Origin of the sequence: Flammeovirga yaeyamensis (assembly GCF_018736045.1) — a bacterium.
GTDB classification, from domain to species: Bacteria; Bacteroidota; Bacteroidia; order Cytophagales; family Flammeovirgaceae; genus Flammeovirga; species Flammeovirga yaeyamensis.
Genome location: NZ_CP076132.1, coordinates 4,507,884 through 4,523,521, shown reverse-complemented (window position 1 = coordinate 4,523,521; position 15,638 = coordinate 4,507,884). Strand labels below are relative to the sequence as shown.

The window sequence follows — 15,638 nt, the reverse complement described above, 5'->3', positions numbered from 1 at the left end:
ATCTTTTTTTTGACCTATAATGAGTAATATTTTTGAACAAATTCCCGTTTTATAACTAAGAATATTTAGTATATTGAAATTCATTTTTTAACCTATTCAGATAACTTCGTGATATAAACTTAAAGTCTCATGTATCAGAAAAAGCGCTCCATTGTAATAAGTTATGTTCTCTTATTTTTATTTTCTTGTGCTCCTCATCAACAGCCAAATGAACTGAGTAGTTTGGATCATTTTAATGGGGAAGATTTTAATTGGAAAGCGTTAACTGGTCATGATGTTTTCGTTGCATCACGTTCTAGTGAGTCTGAAGAAGTGATGGCTAAAATTTACTCTTCTCCTGCAATGCAGGAATTACAGGAAGCAAGAGATAAAATGCCAGAGAGTTTAGCTTTACTTACGGATAATTTCCTGAATGAACTTTATGAGGATTTTGATAAGATGTCAGAACATCAGCAACAGATGTTGTTAGAAAATTCTCATTGTGGATTTAAGGTGTTAAATAAGCAAACTGATCCTAAACGTTTTGCTTTAATTCATCAAAAAATGAATAAAGCATTTACTTATTTGAGACAAACTAAAGGCATACGATCTGGATATGCTTTTGTTGGTAATATTGCAAAGTCTAATGTTGGAGGTCAAAAAGGATATATTGTAAATATGTCTACGGGTGAATTAATAGAACTTCCCATTTCAAGTGCATGGCACGGTATAGGTTTCGAAGAAGATTCTGAAAGAACTCCATTGGGCTATTTTATTGTTTATGAAAAATATTCTCAACCTGGATGGCAGTCAAGAACAAAGACAACTTCTCCTAAAAGAATGTTTTGGAAGTTAGAAGGACAAGCTTATACCAATGAGGCACTATATATTTACAGAAAATCAACTAAGACTGAAAAGGCATATATCTGTTCTAATCAATTTGGTTTGATTGGACAAAATTTTGGGGCTGAATTTGTTGACCTCGAAGCTATCAAATACTTGCGTAAAAATCCAGATGAGTTTGCGTTTATAGATAATAGTAACTCAGGTATACGACAACTCTATCTACACGGTACAAATAGAGAAGATCAATTGGGATATGAACTTTCAGGTGGATGTGTTAGAATGTCCAATCTTAATTCATTTATCATCAAAGAGATTGTAAAGAAACAGCAAACTATGCCTGTATTTTTAGATGCAGCCGCTTTACATCCTCCTAAGAAAGTTAATTTACCAGGGTTTGATACTTCAGATTTGGAATCAGTATATAATGAGCAAAGTATTGTGATTAGAAAACAGAATATGCTCGATTCTATGACGCTGAATAATAAGCTTTATACGAAAATACTTCCTCCTTTAGCCAATTCGATTGCTTACAGAATGTCTAAAATAGAAAAGCAATCTGCGGATGTGAAAATTAGTATCAATGTACCATTTCCAGAGTCAGCCATGAAATATTGGTTGCATATGCAAGATACTTCAGATTATAGTCATATTCCATTTCAACAGCACTTTGGCTTTAGAGGTGAATATTACAAGGATATGCTGAAAACAAGTAATACTCATCCATTCTTTAAGAAGTACGATTATGAAGAGATTAAATCTTATTTTACAGGAAGATTAGATGATGCTAAAGGTAGACTTCAGGAAGACTTATCAAGAGCATTCATTAAATATGATCTGGACACTGCAGAAATGTTTGACATCGTCAATATAGAAGAGCAAACGATAGTTGACCCTTACTTTAAAGATGATAATGATTCCATAAGTGGTATAGAGTTTTTATCTATTTCTGATGAAAGACGGAGAGTGATGCACTATATGGGACTTTTGGATACATTGGCGACAGAGTTTCCTGAAAATTTAGAAAATTGGGAACATTTGAATTGGATCAATGCCTACACGTTTTTAAGAGATAATGAGCCAGGCACCCAACCAGCAGGAGAAATTGATTATTACGATGCGATAATGGCACAGGCATATATCTATGCTATGGGAGAAAGAGAACTGTACGAAAGAGAAATTAAGGCAGGGAAGCTTCTTCCAATTAAAGGTCAGGAATTCCAAGATTACTTAGTTAGTAAATATGGTCCTGAAGGGGCTTTGAAACTAATGGATGAAATAGGTCTATGGAAGTTGTTTCAGTATTCAAGGAGCTCGGAGAATACGGCGAATATGAAAATCACTACCGTTTCCAGACCAAAAGAAGAAATGATATGGGGAATCCACCGTTTGGCAGAGGCGTATTATTCTAAATACAAATGGATTTCTAATCAATATGTAATTACCTCTTCGGTAAATGGACAAGCAATCTCACTTGCTGATTAGGGAATAAGATGATTGGGAGCCTTTCTAAATAATGTGTTTTAGAAAGGCTCCAAGTTTAAAAAATCATGCGGTTTATATAAAAAAAGAAGGTGCTTCGTTATTAAACGGAAACACCTTCTAGTTCTATATAAAAATCGACAACTCCTTCTTCTGCTAATAATTTAGAGGCATAAAAGTCGTCTTCGGTTAAATCGTGTTGTGCATTTTCGAAGAAAATCTCTTCAGAGTTATCATCGTAAATGAGGGTAACCTTAAATGTGGTTGCGTGAGTGTCTGTACTCTCATAACCACCTTCCCATAGGTATTGATTTGTATTAGCGATACTCATAGATATCAAAAATGATTATACTTAAATTTAATCAATTTTGATGAATCAAATACATCTTAAGAAAAGTTTTTTGCCTTTGATTTGTTAATTAATATTTACTTAAAAATCAAAGATGAATAAATAGTAAAATGACCGAACAATTCATTATCAAGTCACATATATTTAATGTTGACAGGAATGTTTGTTCGGTCATTATTATATTTCAAAAACTAAATTAGTATTGGCAGCTTATTAAAATTTCCATCCTACCCAGAAACTTAGGGCAACAGTTCTTGTTAAACCATCAGGACGTGCTTCTCTTGCCATAACAGGAAAACCTAAATCAGAACCAATAGTATATTTATCGAATGTTTTAACAATGCCACCGGTGATGTTTAAAGTTAATCCACTAGAATTTTCGATGTTAATACGTTCATTTGTTTCAGGATCTACATATGAATCTTCTCCAATGTGATAAATACCCAATAAACCTGCTTTCCATGACCATTTGTCTTTACTCTCTGCTGTCTTTTTATATTCTGCACGTAAAGCTAAATCGGGCATACGTTCGTAACCATTAGTCGTTAAAAGTTTGGATTCAGCAGTTTGGTTTGGATTAACATATGTACTATTATTCTGAGTTAACGGATGCTGATAACCTGCTGAGAATAAAAATTTATTCACGTTGACTGCAATACCAGCCAATGCATCAAAAGTACCTAAAGAGGGTTGATAAGCCATAGGTAGAGCTTTTCCATTATCGCTAAGGTTACCGTCGTTTAATGGTATTTTAGTACCACCAAAGACAGTTGCCACCACATTATCATTTTTATAAACAGGAACGGATAAAGAAAGGGTAATGTCACCCAAGCCAGCTGCAGTACCTAAATCACCTGTGGAAACGATATAAGGCATTACAAACTGAAAATAAACTTTATCATTTACATTATAATCAGCTTCTAACTGAAGTCCAATAATGTGTGTTTGTTTCTCTCCAAGAGAATAAGTTGGTTTAACTCTAATTTCGCCATTAGAAGCATCATCGGCCATTGTATTGTTGTGGGTCATTGGACCGATACTACAGACACCTGCGTCAGAACATCCTTGTGCTTTTAATGTTTGAGTGGAGATAACAATCGAAAATAGAACGAGAAGTGAATAAAATCTGAAATAAACAATTTTCATTTTGTTCAAGAGAGTGTAAATAAACACTAGGATTAAGTTACATCTAATGTACAAAAAAATAATTGTTTGTTTAAACAATTATTGTAATTATGAAGATTCGATATGTTTTTTATTCAAATTATCTAGAAAAAACAGCTTTTCAGAAGGGATTTTTAATAGAAAAGATTGAAGTCGGATGGTGTTTTTAGTGATCAAAATCTCGAATGTATCATCATTTTTTAATTTAAACGAGACATTGATATTTTGTTCTGAATTATAGAAATATTGTCTTTTAGAAGGAAGTAATTCTATAAAGTCTAATTTTTTTTCATCACAAGCTAATGCCATCAGTTTCTTGTTTTCAAAAAAGAATCGCCAAGATTCATTTACATTTTGATTAAAGATACTGATCATTACCCTTTCCTGAGCCAACTCATTATCTAATAAATCTTCGTCTTCAACTTTATAAATGGTGATGGAAGAAATTTTATTCTCTTGAGCGAAGGTGGTTGTATACCCACCAATAAAGAATAAAATGGTGATAAAAGCTTGTTTGAATGAATGGGTGTGTTGTGTAACTATGTTAGTTATGTTGATCACACTGCAAAATTAAACTTTATATTAACTAATCGTAATCTTTTGAGATTTATCTGATAAAAAAACGGGAAGCATTTAACTTCCCGTTCGTTGTGTATTTTATTTTTTAGAAAATAGTATGTCTTTCTATTTTCGATTCATCTTGTATTTGTAATTGTTCTTCCTCTATCTCGTCTACAATAACGTGAGGACGAACACCAATTACGAGCATGTCATCAATTTGTCTTTGATTTCCTTCTCTCATCCATTGTTCCATAAATTTAGAGATCGCTTCTCTTTGAATGTTCATATCTTTTTTATGCACATTATATAAGAGTTCTTTAAATGGACGTTGCATTAGCTTTCTTCCACTAGGACCACCAAATTGATCTTGGTATCCATCTGAACAAATGTAGAATACTTCGATGTTCTCTAATGGTAAAGAGAAAGAGTCGTATACCTTTTTCTGATTCTTCTTACCACCGACACCAAACTTACCACCTTTTAAGCGTTGAAGTTCTGATGGATTGGTTTTATCGACATAGTATAAAGGTCTACCTGCACCAGCAAATGTTAATGTTTTACGTTTAGGAGATACCACACAAACTGCAATGTCCATACCGTCTCGAGAATCATCATTTTCTGCTTGGTTCAAGGCTTGACGAATCATATCATTCATCAATTTCAAAATACGACCCGGATCAAGAATACCTCTTTCATAAACAATTTGGTTTAGAAGGTCATTACCAATTAATGACATGAAGGCTCCTGGAACACCGTGACCCGTACAATCTGATGCTACGATAATGTAATTTTCGTTTTTCTCACCAAACCAATGGAAATCACCCGATACAATATCTCTAGGCTTAAGGTAAACGAAACCATCCCAGTGAGGTCCAATACTTTGCATTTTGTCTTCCATGTCAGATGGACGACCAAATACGGCTGTTTGCATTCTACGGGCATAGTTTACGGAGCTTTTTACTTTTTCGTTATGTTGAGAAAGTAGTAAGGCTTGTTCTTTTACCAATTCGTTTTGTCTAAGAATTTGCTCTCTATGGGATTTCATTTCGTGATGTTGTTCACGAATTGTTCTTGTTGTTTCTTCTAACTGATTGTTTTGATCTTTCAGTTTACTTGCCGCTTTTTCTGCATCCTTTTTCGCTCGTTCTAGTTCCTTGGTGTTGTGGTTTAGAATGGCTTCGGATCTTTTTAAACGGTTAAATGCTTTTTCTAATTCGTAGTTTTTCTCAGAAAGCTCGTTAGATTGCATTTCCACCTCTTTCGTACGAATATTTACTTGTTCCTCTAGTCTTCTTTGCTCTCGTCTTGATCTGTAACGGTTAATTTGGATAGTAACGACAATAACAAAAATGGTTACTCCTAAATAGATCAAATAACTCCACCATTGTTTATAGAATGGAGTGTAAACAGAGAAACGTTGAGATAAAGGTCTTGACCAAGAGAAGTTACCAGTTTTACGACCTCTAATTTCTAATGTATATGTTCCGGATTCCAATTCGGAGATTAGTAATCCTTCTTTTTCTTTATCAAAGTTCATCCATTCGTCTTTTCCTGGGTATCCAAGAATACGTCTTTGGAAAACTACGTTTTCAGTAGGATAAACAGAAATATGATAATCCAAACGTAAATAACTATCCGATGGAACTTCTAAGCTTTTATTTAGAGGGATATCATCACCTCCTGCAGATATCTTTTTAACAATTGGTCTTGGAGTTTCTTTTAATACCTGAAGGTTAGGGGCAAAACCAATACCTCTTGTAGTTGATATAAATAATCGACCATAAGCATCAATGAACAAACCTCTAATATTGAAGTTGGCATCAGGAAGACCATCTTTATTGTTATAGATCAAATATTCTTCAACTTCAAAGTTATAACGAATCAATTCATTTGACGTCGCCACCCACAGTTGTTTTTCACTAGGGTCAATTCCTAATGCGTTATTTGTTACAGAAGTATAATCACCAAAGTTAAGACGCTTAAACTTTTCGTCTTTTAATAATAAGGTACCATAAGAAGTAGCAAGAATTATTTCTCCAGTACTTAGGGTCGCAATATCATTTGTTTGGATGTTGTTGTCTATCCTAAATTTAATCTCTGGAGTCAGGTTTTTAAAGATGTCGTTTCTTTTATCATATTGATAAATTAGACCATCTTTAGCTGTACCACCTACAAAAATTTCTCCTTTATCGTCAATTTTTATAACGATAGGTCTACTACTAATACCGTTTTCAATACCATAGATAATTGGCTTGTTGTCTTTTCCAATTTTGATGGCACCAACAACACCATCTTGACAAGTCCATAGGTAACCATCTTTATCTTGCTCTAAGATATAAATAGCACCACCAACATTAGACATATCAATTTTCTTTACCTCTTTACCATTTCTCCAAAGCTGAATAATACCATTGGCATCAGAAGTATAAACACCTTCTTTTGTTGGTAGAATTCTTAGGAATGAGTTACCATTTCCTGTAGTGATCTTATGGTTGAGTGTAAATTGGTTTAACGTATTTATAGTACCGTTGAAAAAATTATTACCATCAGAGAAGTAAATGTTATCGTCATCTCCACTGATGTGTTGTATATATGATGTACTTAAGTTGTTCGCGAAAACATTAAATGGCAATTGTTGGAATAGGGAAATACCATTGTCCTTTGCTAACCAAATATCAAGGTCATTATAGTAAATAGTGTTACCATTGTAAACACCTAATTCTGGATCACGGAAGAGTTTGAAACCTTTAAAAGTGGTCTCCAAACGATACATACCACTAACAAACCCGGTCACCAAGTACTGATCGGTACCAATTTCTTGAATAAATGAAGCATCAAACTGTCTACCGATCTGATCTACTTTGACTTTATCGTTAGTAACGTCTACTAAGGATACGCCTCTATCGCTATCTGCAACTAAAAAAGCAGATTCTGTGTACCAAATTGCATGTTGTATATTTTTTAACTTTCCAACCTTTTTTGATACTAGAACAAATTTGTCTTTTTCTACATCAAATCTGTAAACATGACCAGAATAGTGAAAAGCGTATAAGTCACCGTTTGCATTTTCCACTAATTGGAATGAACGGTTTTCATTTTCAGCAGGAAGTGTAAAATCGGTTAATTTTACTTCAAACTTATTGTTTTCATTTTGACGGAATATTTGGTTGTTATCAGCAGCCCATAATACATTGTCTCTGTCTTCGTAAAGTAATTTACCATAATGAAGTTTGCCAGGTACTTGTTCTTCCGATTCCATTTTTAAAAGGAAGTTCCAATATACCCCATTCGGTTTACTATAGATTTGGACAATCTCTTTATTCGAAATTGCATAAAGAGAACCGTCTTTTTTCTGGAATACCTGTTTGATGTATTGGCTTTCTAATTTTTTAGTTCCTAATGAAAGGAATTCGCTACCATCGTAACGAATAAGGCCATTATCACTTGCTATCCAAAGGTAACCAATGGAGTCTTTTGCAATATTTTTGATATAATCAGCTTTTAAGCCATCATCTTTAGAGTAGTGAGTACTTAAAATATTTTGAGCTGATATAGGGTTACTTATTCCAATAACAACTGAAAGTAATAAGAAAGAAGTAAAGTAATTTATGATGTTGTAGTACTTTTTCATGGCAATACTCTGCGTTGAACAAGTCAAAAAAAGGATCAAAAAATGCTATTAATTAGCGGTTTATCTAAATTCTGAGAAGAATAGACCTCAAAGAACAAGATTATAATACAATTATTTACAAGAATAATCAAATTACTAACGCTAAGGAGTAGCTTTTAGTGTAAAAAAAACGTGAATTGTAAGCTTTAAGGCAAAAAAATAAAAAACGATGCAAGCTGATTTGTCATTAGTAGTCTTATTTGCGCATATAATTTAAATGAACGCTATCCTTAAAGTTGATTTTAATGTTTTTGTTACCACTTATCTTACTCAATATAGGTGCCAAATATTGTTTTGCGTTGTCTTTTGCCCTAGCTTCTAACTGCATTTCTTGCCCAGTTACTTTTAATTTCTTTTCTGCTTCTATATAAAGCTTGTTCATTGCATCGGGGCCAGCATGTTCAGAAGAATATATTTTTACTTCTTTTGGGTTTATTCTACCATCAATATGAAGTATAGGAAGATCAATAACAACAGTAGAATCTATTAAGTGAATATCGTCTTTTTTGATTTCATTCAGATTGATATAAGCCACAATCTCACCTCCAATAACTGCAAGAATTTTAGATTTAAAGAATTCATTGGCTATAGGAATATCCTCAAGGTATTCGTTATCTTCCGAATACTCAGCTACATCTCTAACATGTGCCTTGTAGAGTTCTAAGCGACCTAAACCTTCCAATTCTTCAACGATAAGTTGATGATCATTTTTTTCCTCAGAGTAATTATCCTTGTAGATGTCAAATAGAATATAGAATGACATTAATATAGCAATTGAGGAAAGAAGTATTGTATGAATCTTTGAGGACATAAATTTGTACTTATTAGCGAATTAATTTCATTCAAAATTACATTCGAAAATTGGATATACCTAAACAATCAATTTGTTGAATGACAATTGTTTGCAATTAATTGTTACTTTCTAACATAACTCTCTGATTTTTTAGAAATAATAACATTGCAAATAGATATCTCTATGATAATTATCAATAATCACTAGTTTTTTTCTGATGTATTTGAAGTTATTCCGAAATCTATTAGTTTTGATGATTTAATAATGCAAAAAAGTGCACATAAAAAATGTTGTGCTTTGATTAGAGTTGCTTAAACTTTAATAGAATAAATTACCATTTTTAAATTAAATGAAAGTCTCCACACAACTTCCATTTCAGTTAGTATATTCATTATTTCAACATCAATTCTTAGGATATCTTTTTGAGTCCTTTGTTATACAATTAAATAAGGAAAATAAACTAACCCTTCAGCATCAGAATATTTCCTCAAGAAATGCTCATGAATTTAAACAACGCTTAGACGATACAGATTTTGAGCTTATTGCTTTAATGGATGAAATTCAGCCCGATGCCATTGCCAACCGTTTTGGTAATAAAAAGAGAATGAAACCAGACGTATTCTTTTTGACTGTTTTTGATGAGCAAAAAGGAGATGAGTTATTGCAAAAAAAGATTAACGCTTTTGTGGAGAAACAGCGTTCGAAAATCTTAGAAAAACTGCATAATAAAATGGTTTTCGAAATGGGGAAAGATGGTAATCCTACCTATAAAACGATTCGGGTTCAAAAGGAAAAAGCTGAAATAGAATTCAGATTCTGGAGAAATAAAGAACAAGAAAATACGAACTACCGACCATTCATGTTTTATGATGGTGAAAAGGTTGAGTTTCAATATAAAAATGCGGTGTTATTATCAAATACTCCGGCTTGGCTTTTACTCGAAGGAAAGCTTTTTACTTTTAAAGGTGGTGTCGACGGTAAAAAAATCAAACCATTTTTATACAAAAACTTCATTGCTGTTCCTCAGAAAATGGAGAAAAGTTATTATGAGAAGTTTATTTCTCACTTAATAGAAGACTACAAAGTGTGGGCAAGTGGTTTCTCTATTGTGAATAGAAATGAAGAAGTAAAAGCAAAACTTAAGGTAACTGAATTAATAATTGAGTCAGAAGACGAGAACGTTGTTCTTCCATCAGAAGTAGAATTATTAATGCAGTTTGATTATAACGGTGTTGTTGTTGATGCTTCTACATTTGGTAAGAGAAGTAAAGTAACAATGCTTTATGAAGACGACGAATTTACATTTACCAAAACATGGAGAGATACTCGATTTGAAGAGTCTATTCTTCAAACAGTAGGTAATATGCAATTAGACGGTATTGATAAGGGTAGGGTGGTTCTTCCTAAAAACGATGCCTTTTCGTGGTTGTCAAAGCATTCGAATACATTAGCTGATTTCAATATTAAAGTCACACAATCCCTAGAAGAAGGAAAAAAATACTTTGTAGGAGAATCAAAGATTAACCTCGAAGTGACTGAAGATAGAGATTGGTTCGATATAAAAACAAAAGTAGTATTTGGGGAATTCGAAATTCCTTTCCAAACGATCAGAAAATTGATTGTTTCAGGAAGACATGAATTCGAATTACCAAACGGAGAAATTGCCATCATTCCTAATGAGTGGTTTACTCAGTATCAAGAACTCTTTTATTTCCTTGATCATGAATCCCCAAGATTACAGAAACATCACCTTGCTTTAGTACAAGATTTACAAGAAGGTTCGCTGGCTAAAGTGAGCTTCGATAGAAAACTTGAACGTTTAAGCGACTTCGATAAAATTGAAGATTATAAAGTACCTAGATCGTTCAAAGGAAAATTACGTCCTTATCAAAAGGCAGGGTACAATTGGATGAGATTCTTATCTGAGTATAATTTTGGGGGGTGTCTTGCAGATGATATGGGTCTAGGTAAGACGGTTCAAACTTTAAGCGTCTTAGAATTTGAAAGAGTTTCTCATAATGGAACATCTCTTCTGATTATGCCGACTTCATTGGTATACAACTGGGAAATGGAGGCGAAGAAATTTACTCCAAAGATGAAAATCCTGAACTATACAGGAACGAATAGAGTAAAGAATCCAGAAAAATTTGGTCATTATGATATCGTTATCACTTCTTATGGTACAGCAAGAATTGATGCCGAGATTTTATCTGAATATTACTTCAATTATATTATTCTAGATGAAGCACAAACGATCAAAAACCCAACATCGATTGTGACCAAAGCTGTCAATCAGTTAAAAAGTAGAAAGCGATTACTATTGACAGGTACCCCTATTGAGAACACAACAATGGATTTGTGGTCGCAAATGAATTTTGCCAATGTAGGTTTATTGGGTAGTCAGAATTTCTTTAAAAAAGAGTTCTTGACGCCAATTGAAAGAAGAAAGGACGAAGAAAAATACAATAAATTATATCGTTTGATCAAGCCTTTTATTATGAGAAGGCATAAGTCACAGGTGGCATCAGAATTACCAGAAAAGGTAGAGAAAGTGATGTATATCGATATGACTGCAGAGCAAAAGAAGAAGTACGAAGAGGTAAAATCTTCTTACAGAAACGATATTTTAGAACATATAGAATCAACAGGAGTGAAAGGTTCACAATTCATGCTTTTAAAAGGCTTGACAGAATTGAGACAGTTGGCCAATCACCCTAAATTGGTGGAAGAAAAATACGAAGACTCAGCTGGTAAATTTGATGAGGTGATTCGATCACTGAATAATGCCGTAGCAGAAGGACATAAAATATTAGTATTTAGTCAGTTTGTTAAACACTTGTCTATTTTCAAAAAAGAGTTGGATGATAATGGAATGAAGTATGCCTACTTGGACGGAGGAACAAAAGACCGTAAAAAGGAAGTAAACGATTTCCAGAATAACAAAGACATTCAAATTTTCCTTATTTCATTAAAAGCTGGTGGACTAGGATTAAACCTTACTGCGGCTGATTATGTATTTATTTTAGATCCTTGGTGGAACCCTGCAATCGAGGCACAAGCCATAGATAGAGCACACCGAATTGGGCAGGAAAATAAAGTGTTTGTCTATAAATTTATTACAAGGGGTACAGTGGAAGAGAAGATCTTGGCACTTCAGCAAAGCAAAAAGGAATTAGCAGATACTTTGATTACAACAGAAGAAAGCTTTATGAAGAAGTTGAGTAAGGATGATATTAAGACACTACTGTCTTAGGAAATAAAATGAGAAACGTATTTAGTGAGTTTGACACAATGGTTAAATTAATATTGTAAAATGTGAACGAGCGTTAGTTCAACATTTCACGTTTTTCATTCTTCATTTTTAATTTTTCATTTAATCAAAAAGGGCACTTCATAATTACTGAAGTGCCCTTTTTGATTTAACTACTTAAAGCTTAGTTAAAGATATATCTTAAACCAACTTGCATTCTCCAACGAGAATCTGTAGAAGTGTTGTTAACGAAAGTAGTGTTACCGCCAACGTATTGATATTGTGGTGTATTCGAATCAGCTGATGAATAACCAACAAAATTAATAAAGCGATCGTTAGCTACTTGCTGACGTACACCCCATGATGAGTTTAATAAGTTACCCAAGTTTTGAATATCAAATGATAATTGGATAGTGTTTTTCTTTCCGCCTACTTCGATATTGAAATCTTGAAGGATCTTCATATCTAATTGAGTGTACCAAGGAGAAACAGCACCGTTTCTTTCTGCATAATCACCTCTTCTTGAACTTAAATAGTCATCTTGTGAGATATAAGCATCTAATTGGTTCCATTGTTCTTCAGCAGAAACAACAACATTACCTGTTCCGTCAGTTATATCGACCAATTGAATTTCTCCACGGTTAGCAGGAACATACATTAAGTCGTTACCAATAATACCGTCTCTGTTCATATCACCAGCATATGTGTAAGAGAATCTGTTACCTTGTGCCGCTTCGAAGAACATACCAAATGAAGTACCAAAGTTCTTTTTACTACCATATTGTAGAGCGTAAGAAAGTGAGGCAATTAATCTATGCTTTAATCCAAAAGAAGAAAACGCTAAACCTGGAGTGTTAGGGTTACCCACTACTGCATTTCTTTGGTAAGCATCTGCAGCAATTTCTCCTGGGTTAGAAGTTATATCTTTCGCTTCTGAATAAGTATAGGCAGCCATTAGTGAAACACCTGATCTGAAATTCTTTTTCAATTGACCAGTTAAACTATATTGGTAACCTTTGTCTGTATTGTCCAACATAATCATACCAGCATCTAGGAAAGAGTTTTCTTGACCTTCAGCATCCGATGGACCTTGCCACATTGGTTTAATTCTAGGACCAGTTGCAGGGTAGATTTCTCTGTTATCAGCTCCAGTTGCTCTTTCTCTGTTCGTAACCATGTTATAGTTTACGTGTTGAACAGCGTGCATATCTTTTGTATAGATCGCTTCGAAAGTACCAATAATACCGCCAGGAAGTTCGTGGTCAATGGCAAAATTAGATCTCCATACCTGAGGGAATCTAAAATCGTCTGTAGTACCGTTAATTTGGAAAGTATACCAATCGTCGAATTGAGAGTTTGCAGCTTGGTTAGAGATCCAAACAAAAGGAATTCTACCGGTAAACAAACCAGTTCCACCTCTTAACTGAGTTGTATTTTGACCATTTACATTGTAGTTAAACCCAACTCTTGGTGAGAACATTGGTGAGTTCTTAGGAAGTTGAGTAACATCAACTCTTGCCGCCTGATCATTTTGATCTCTCCAACCTTCGTAATTATTAACCTGTTCGTTTGGTGCAATATCAGTTAAATAGATTGGAACGTCCATTCTCAAACCATAAGTTAAAACGAAGTTATCATTTACATTCCATTCGTCTTGTGCATAAAGAGAGAACTGAGCAACGTTTACATCAACAGATTTAATTGGAGCACCTGTTACTGAAGATCTATATCCTTCATAACCACCAAATCCACCAAAGTATCCATCTAAAGCTGTTTCTAAACCTGCAGCTCCTGTGTATTCATATCCACCAAAGAATGGGTAGCCATATCTTTGTAAGTTGAACGCATTTTCAAAACCAAAGTATTCAAAGTTTGTACCCAAAGTAATGGTGTGATTTCTTTTATAAATAGTGAAGTTATCTGTAAACTGGAATACGTTTTGGCTTAATTTATTTTCTACTGAGAATTGCTCAGAACCAAAAGAAACATAAGTGGTACCACCTTTAACAACATCCACCATTGGGAAAGGCATTGAGTTAGGTAACTCACGGGTATCTCTGAATGCTGTATAACCAATTTGCATTTTGTTAGAATACTTGTTTCCGAAACGGCTATTTAATTCTGCCATAAATGAATCGAAATTGTTATTGATTCTATAGCCAGAATTTTGATACTGCATTGTATTCACAGAAGGAACACGAGATGATGGTGCGATCGCAATTGGGTGAGGTAAATTGTCTCTATAAGAAGTTAAGTGATTATAACGAATAGAAAAAGTGTGTGCCTCATTTATGTTCCAGTCTAACTTAGCCAAAAACTTATTGTTATAAGTTTCTAAGTTATAATCTTGGTAAGGACCAGTTTCGTAACCGTATTTATTTCTCAATAAGCTGCTAATGTCTTCTAGATCTTGTTCTAAAACTCTAGATACTCCAGAAATTTTACCATCTAATGCATCTTGTGCTTCTTGCTCATTTTTTGCAGCTCTATAAGTAGTAGCAGGATCAGTTCTTCTAGTAAATTCAGCATTTGCAAAGAAGAAAAGTTTGTTTTTAAGAATAGGACCTCCAATACTAAAACCAGATTGATTGTAATTTAAATCAGGATTAGTAATATCTGCACCATCTACAGTGCTACCAATCATACTGTTGTTTCTAAAATAAGTATAAGCAGTACCTTTAAATTCGTTAGTACCTGATTTTGTCACTGCATTTACACCTGCGCCTGTAAAACCACTTTGACGTACATCGTAAGGAGCCAAAGAAACTTGAACTTGCTCAATGGCATCAAGAGAAACAGGTTGAGAGTTTGTTTGACCACCTGGAGCAGCAGCGTCTAGTCCAAAAGAGTTATTGAAAATAGAACCATCCAAAGAGAAGTTGTTGTAAAGATTGTTTCTACCACCAAAACTATTTCCGTCTGATTGAGGAGTTAGTCTTGTAAAATCAGAAGTTGATCTTGAAATCGTAGGCATCATTCTCAACGTGTTTTCATCCACGTTAGTAGCTGCTCCAGTCATTTCTGAATTAGCTAAACCCTGTGTCGCTGTGATTTCGATTTCATTCAACATTTCGTCCTCCGAGCTCATAGTAACATTTAAAACATAAGTGTTACCTAATGTCAAATTGATGTCTTTATAAGCTACATTTTGAAAACCTACATAAGATACGATCACTTCGTAAGGGCCACCTACTCTCATGTTAGGTAAAGCAAAACGACCATCTTCTCTAGTAGTTACTCCGTATTTAGTACCAGAAGGAGTGTGTGTAGCAAATACAGTAGCACCGATTAAAGTGTTCCCGTCTTCATCAGTTATTAAACCACTCATTCCAGATGTTGTGGTTTGGGCATGGATATTTAATCCTAAAAAACTGAGGAATAAAATTGTAATGACGTAGCGTGCCATAGAATTAGATAAGAATTTATGTTTGTGAAAGCTTACAATTGTATGCAAGTGCAATGTTAAATGAACTAAATGTTAATCTCAATTGGTAGAATACTAACTATTAAATAAGTGTGAATAAGTAGGTTATAATTTTAATAGCTA

8 protein-coding genes are annotated in these 15,638 nt (G+C 33.9%); 2 read left to right on the top strand and 6 right to left on the bottom strand.

Translation table 11 applies throughout. The features are described from left to right. Nucleotides 1-129: 129 nt before the first annotated feature. Nucleotides 130-2,307: a L,D-transpeptidase gene (locus tag KMW28_RS17870; RefSeq protein ID WP_169662979.1), complete on the top strand. Its 2,178-nt coding sequence runs from the start codon at nucleotides 130-132 to the stop codon at nucleotides 2,305-2,307. 100 nt (nucleotides 2,308-2,407) lie between these two features. Here KMW28_RS17870 and KMW28_RS17865 read toward each other — a convergent pair whose 3' ends face one another. From KMW28_RS17865 to KMW28_RS17845, 5 genes are all read right to left on the bottom strand, one after another. Continuing rightward, a complete protein-coding gene (locus KMW28_RS17865; RefSeq protein ID WP_066212243.1) occupies nucleotides 2,408-2,635 on the bottom strand; it encodes a hypothetical protein in 228 nt (75 codons plus the stop codon). A 231-nt stretch (nucleotides 2,636-2,866) separates the two neighbouring features. Beyond that, on the bottom strand, nucleotides 2,867-3,799 hold the full coding sequence (locus KMW28_RS17860) for a hypothetical protein (RefSeq protein ID WP_169662978.1): 933 nt from the start codon (nucleotides 3,797-3,799) through the stop codon (nucleotides 2,867-2,869). An 87-nt stretch (nucleotides 3,800-3,886) separates the two neighbouring features. Continuing rightward, a complete protein-coding gene (locus KMW28_RS17855) occupies nucleotides 3,887-4,378 on the bottom strand; it encodes a hypothetical protein (protein WP_169662977.1) in 492 nt (163 codons plus the stop codon). A gap of 103 nt (nucleotides 4,379-4,481) precedes the next feature. Continuing rightward, on the bottom strand, nucleotides 4,482-8,009 hold the full coding sequence (locus KMW28_RS17850; RefSeq protein ID WP_066212251.1) for a SpoIIE family protein phosphatase: 3,528 nt from the start codon (nucleotides 8,007-8,009) through the stop codon (nucleotides 4,482-4,484). 235 nt (nucleotides 8,010-8,244) lie between these two features. Next, nucleotides 8,245-8,811: a DUF4230 domain-containing protein gene (locus KMW28_RS17845; RefSeq protein WP_066212252.1), complete on the bottom strand. Its 567-nt coding sequence runs from the start codon at nucleotides 8,809-8,811 to the stop codon at nucleotides 8,245-8,247. Between the two features lie 379 nt (nucleotides 8,812-9,190). Here KMW28_RS17845 and KMW28_RS17840 point away from each other — a divergent pair, with 379 nt between their 5' ends. Next, complete coding sequence (locus KMW28_RS17840) at nucleotides 9,191-12,094, top strand: DEAD/DEAH box helicase (RefSeq protein ID WP_169662976.1); 2,904 nt, start codon at nucleotides 9,191-9,193, stop codon at nucleotides 12,092-12,094. A gap of 181 nt (nucleotides 12,095-12,275) precedes the next feature. Here the strand turns inward: KMW28_RS17840 and KMW28_RS17835 are convergent, their stop codons facing one another. Beyond that, nucleotides 12,276-15,497, bottom strand: coding sequence for a TonB-dependent receptor (locus tag KMW28_RS17835; protein WP_169662975.1), 3,222 nt, complete (start codon nucleotides 15,495-15,497; stop codon nucleotides 12,276-12,278). Nucleotides 15,498-15,638: the final 141 nt, after the last annotated feature.

Bases quoted from the DNA above. Each gene is read 5' to 3' on its own strand.
- KMW28_RS17870 (WP_169662979.1), top strand. From the start codon at position 130: ATGTATCAGAAAAAGCGCTCCATTGTAATAAGTTATGTTCTCTTATTT.
- KMW28_RS17865 (WP_066212243.1), bottom strand. From the start codon at position 2,635: ATGAGTATCGCTAATACAAATCAATACCTATGGGAAGGTGGTTATGAG.
- KMW28_RS17860 (WP_169662978.1), bottom strand. From the start codon at position 3,799: ATGAAAATTGTTTATTTCAGATTTTATTCACTTCTCGTTCTATTTTCG.
- KMW28_RS17850 (WP_066212251.1), bottom strand. From the start codon at position 8,009: ATGAAAAAGTACTACAACATCATAAATTACTTTACTTCTTTCTTATTA.
- KMW28_RS17845 (WP_066212252.1), bottom strand. From the start codon at position 8,811: ATGTCATTCTATATTCTATTTGACATCTACAAGGATAATTACTCTGAG.
- KMW28_RS17840 (WP_169662976.1), top strand. From the start codon at position 9,191: ATGAAAGTCTCCACACAACTTCCATTTCAGTTAGTATATTCATTATTT.
- KMW28_RS17835 (WP_169662975.1), bottom strand. From the start codon at position 15,497: ATGGCACGCTACGTCATTACAATTTTATTCCTCAGTTTTTTAGGATTA.